Genomic DNA, 4,222 nt, shown 5'->3' with positions numbered 1-4,222 from the left:
GACGCCGTCCTTCCCGGCCACGGCGGACTTCAGGTCGGAGACGGCGAGGTCCTCTGTCCGGACCTCCCCGATCCCGGCGGTCCCCGAAAAGGAAATCCTCCGGAGAAGGTCGGCCTTTCCGTCGCCCCTGACGGCGAGGTTTTCCACGCCCAAGGCGAGCCGATCCGCCGTCACTTTCCCTCCGGAGCCGGAGTAGACGAGCCGGTCCGCGGTGACCGGACGAATCCCGTACAGCCCGTCCTTCCCCTCGATCCGGAGTTTCAGGTTCGAGACCGCCAGGCTCCCCTTGTGGAACTCCTTGCAGGCGAATTCCGCCGTAACGGAAAGGCGTTTCAGGAGATCCGAGCTTTTCCTCTCCGATAGCCGCAGGCGGCTCACATCCAGGTTGAAGTCCCCGGCCTCGAGTACTTCCCCGGTTTTTTTGTCCGCGTAGAAGAGGGCGCCGTCCGAGAGGGATATTTTCGTCACGTCCAGGGAGAATCGCATCCCTTCGGCCTCCTCGGCCGTCTTCTTCCCGGCTTCCTCTTCCGGTGTTTCGAAGTTGAATTTTCCGTCGCGGTCCTGCTCGATGGAGATCCGGGGGCGCTTCATCCCGATCTTTACGATCCGGACTTCCTTGTGGAGGAGGGGGAGAAGTTCGATCCCGAAAATGGTCGACTTCGCGGAGGCGACGTCCGCCCCCCGGTTCCGGATGCGCACATCCTCCACCGTGACATGGAAGCCCGGGAAGAGGCCGATCCCCAGCCTGCCGCCGATGCGGACTTCCATCCCGAGGGCGTCGGAGGCGGCCGCCTCCAGGCGGGGCTTGTGCGCGTTCACATCCACGAAGAGAAGAAGCGCGACCGCCGCCAGGAGGAGAAGCGCAAAGAGCCCCCCGGCCGCGAAGAGGGCAATTTTCCGTTTGTTGGCCATCCGTTTTCCCCGCCCGGCGCCAGCGGCGCCGTCGCTCCCGATTCCGATTCCGATCGACGGCGTTACCTCAATCGACCCTTTGGAAGTCGATGTACCCCCGCTCCACGTCCGTGTGGACCAGTTGCACGCGGAGACTTTCGCCGACATCGGCTCCTTCGAAGCCGTGAATCAGCCTGCCTTCCACGGGGGGGTGAAGGAGACGGACCCAGGTCCCTTTGTCCGCCGCGCCGGTGACGATCGCGTCGAACCGCTCACCGGTTCTCGGCGCCAGCAGCATGGCCGCCGCGGATTTTCGGACCAAGCGCTCGACCTTGTTCGCATCGTCTTCCTTTTCCGTGCAGTGACGGCCCAGCTCCGTCAATTCGTCGCGGCCATACGGCATCGGTGATCCCGTGATGGCGGCCTTGAGCAGCCGTTGGGTGATGAGATCGGGGAATCGCCGGTTCGGGGCCGTGGAGTGGGTGTAATCCCTGACCGCGAGCCCGAAATGACCGGGAGCCGTCTCCTCCGGAAATTCGGGGACGTATTCGCCGGCCCCCATCAGCTTGATGATGGTGAGCGAGAGATCGGGAAACCGGAGAGGATCGGCGGCCTTCCTTCCCGCCAGAAACTGCCCGAGCGCCCTCGGATCGGGCTCCGGCGGAAGCGTTGCGCCGTATCGGGACGCCACCTCGACGATCCGCTCCCACCGCTTGGGGGAGCGGACGACGCGCCGCAGGGAGGGAACCTTCCTGGCTTTCAGGTACCGCGCGGTCACCCCGTTGGCCGCGATCATGAAGTCCTCGATGAGCTCTTTCGCACGATTCCTCCGCTCGGCTTCCAGGTCCCGGATCACATCGCCGTCGAACACCGGGCGCGCCTCGATCGTTTCCAGGTCCAGTGCTCCGTGCTCGTGCCGGAACGCCTTCAGCTGTTGAGCTACACGGTCCTGGATGCGGAGGTTCTCGGCGAGCCCCTCCACGGCTGCGATCGGTCCCGGAGCGGGCCCTTCGCCTTCCAACCAGGCCGCAACGCTGTTGTAGGCAAGCTTTGCGCGGTTGCGGACCGTCGCACCGTAGAGATCCGAGCGGCGAAGCGACCCATCCTCGCCGAAGACCATTTCGATGACGATGGCGGGGCGATCTTCCCGGTAGCCCAGCGACGTGAGATCGGTCGACAGCTTCTCGGGAAGCATGGGAAAGATCTCGGCGGCGGTATAGACCGAGGTGGTGTTCTGCCGGGCGTGATCGTCGATCGCCTTGCCCTGCCTGACGATGGCGTCCACATCCGCGATCGCGACGAGGATCTTCGCCGCGCCCTCCGGCATCGTCTCGGCGACGGTGAGCTGGTCCAGGTCCCGGGAGTCGTCATTGTCGATCGAAGCCCAGGGGAGGTTGCGCATGTCGCGCGGCCACCCGGAACTCCCGGCTGCAGTCGCCCGGAGACCGTCGAGCTCGGCGAGCGCCGCGTGGGAGAAATCAGGCAGCAATCCGCGCTCGATCATCGCCCGACGGGCGATCCGCCTCAGGGTGGAGCGCTGCCGGCCGGCGTCCGTATCCATTTCTTCTTCCGTTCGTTTATAGTATTTTATCATAATCGAAACTGCATTCCGTCGCCGCCTTTTCTCTTAGGGAAGGATCAGACATGAAGGTCCTGCTGCTCTACCCCGAATTTCCCGATACGTTTTGGAGCTTTCGCCATGCCCTCCCCTTCCTGGGGAAACGCTCCGCCTATCCTCCCCTGGGGTTGCTTACCGTCTCGGCGTTGCTTCCGCCGCACTGGAAACGAAAACTGGTGGACCTCAATGTGGAGGAACTCCTCGACAAGGACATCGCCTGGGCCGACGTGGCGTTCCTGAGCGCCATGCTGGTCCAGGGGCCTTCCCTTGCGCAGTTGATCGCCCGTTGCCGGAAAGCGGGGTTGCGGACGGTGGTGGGCGGACCGGTCACGAGCGCCGACAACCCTTCGTACGAGGGTGTGGACCACGTCGTCCGGGGCGAAGCGGAAAGGGTGATCGAAGAGCTTGTTTCCGACCTGGAAGCGGGCAAAGCGCGCCGCCGCTACGAAGCCGCCGAGCGGGCGGACATGACCAGGGTCCCTCCCCCCGATCTGCATCTGGCGCGGTGGCGGCGGTACAGCTCGATGCCCATCCAGTACTCCCGGGGTTGCCCGTTCTCCTGCGAGTTCTGCGACGTCATCGAACTCTTCGGGCGGAACCCCCGCACCAAGACGGCGGATCAGATCCTGACGGAGCTCGAACAGCTCTATCGTATGGGGTGGCGCGGATCGGTGTTCGTCGTGGACGACAACTTCGTCGGCAACAAGCCGGCCATCAAGGCCCTGCTTCCCCGGATCGCCGAATGGATGCGGAACCGGGGGAAACCGTTTTCCCTGTTCACCCAGGCGTCGATCAACCTGGCCGAGGACAACGAGTTGCTCTCCCTGATGCAGGCGGCCCGCTTCAACAAGGTGTTCATAGGGATCGAGACCCCCTCCACGGAATGCAACCGGGCGACGGGCAAGATGCAGAACGTGAAGGCCGATCTGTTGGCGTGCGTGCGACGCATTCAGGAGCAAGGGATGGAGGTGATGGGAGGTTTCATCCTCGGCTTCGATCAGGATTCCCCGGAGATCTTCGAGAAGCAGATTGCCTTTATCAAGGAGGCCGCCATCCCCGTCTCCATGGTCGGCCTTCTGACCGCGCTCCCCAACACGCGCCTTTGGCGCAGGCTTTCCGAGGAAGGCCGGCTCCTGCGGCAGAGCATGGGCGACAACACGGCGGCCCTGTTGAATTTCATCCCCAGGATGGACCCGGAAGCGCTTCTTGCCGGCTATCGGAAAGTCATCGCTTCCATTTACAGCCCGCCCGTATATTTCGAACGCGCCCAGGCGATGCTGAACCGTTTGGGGGCCAGGCCGGCACCGCGCCTGGTCTTATCGGATTACCTCGCTCTGTGCCGTTCGTTCATCCGGCAGGGAATCTTCGCCCGGTACCGGGTGGCGTACTGGCGCTTCCTGGGCAAAACCTTCCTCCGCACGCCCAGACACCTGGGGCTGGCGGTCACGCTGGCCATCATGGGCCACCACTTCTTTACCCTGACCCGCCGCCTGGAATCGGGTTTTCCCCAACGGGATGTGGTATTGTGAAAGAGAAGTTAACCGTCCGCAGACAAAGAGATCCCGAGAATCGTGCTCATGACCTCTTTTGCGGCTCTGATGCCTTAAAGGAGGACTTATGGGCAAGAAACTGTACGTTGGAAATCTTCCGTTTTCCGCAACGGAGGATTCCCTGAAAGAGGCGTTTTTGCAGTTCGGTGGAGTCGAGTCGGTG

Annotated in this window: 3 protein-coding genes; 1 reads left to right on the top strand and 2 read right to left on the bottom strand. The window is 63.3% G+C overall.

Annotation, left to right across the window (positions count from 1 at the left end):
- Window positions 1-912 (bottom strand): AsmA family protein (locus VJ307_06365; protein ID HJX73764.1); only part of this gene is annotated, 912 nt, incomplete at its 3' end.
- Between the two features lie 67 nt (window positions 913-979).
- The gene (locus tag VJ307_06360; protein ID HJX73763.1) at window positions 980-2,452 is read right to left on the bottom strand and encodes an RNB domain-containing ribonuclease; all 1,473 of its coding nucleotides are present in this window, start codon (window positions 2,450-2,452) and stop codon (window positions 980-982) included.
- Window positions 2,453-2,535: 83 nt separating this feature from the next.
- On the opposite strand from VJ307_06360, the gene VJ307_06355 reads away from it, so the two are divergent.
- Window positions 2,536-4,038, top strand: a complete 1,503-nt coding sequence (locus tag VJ307_06355) for a radical SAM protein (protein HJX73762.1) — start codon at window positions 2,536-2,538, stop codon at window positions 4,036-4,038.
- The last annotated feature ends 184 nt before the right edge of the window (window positions 4,039-4,222 follow it).

Source organism: Candidatus Deferrimicrobiaceae bacterium, assembly GCA_035256765.1.
Classification (GTDB): Bacteria; Desulfobacterota; Deferrimicrobia; order Deferrimicrobiales; family Deferrimicrobiaceae; genus CSP1-8.
This window is presented reverse-complemented; position numbering and strand designations above follow the sequence as displayed.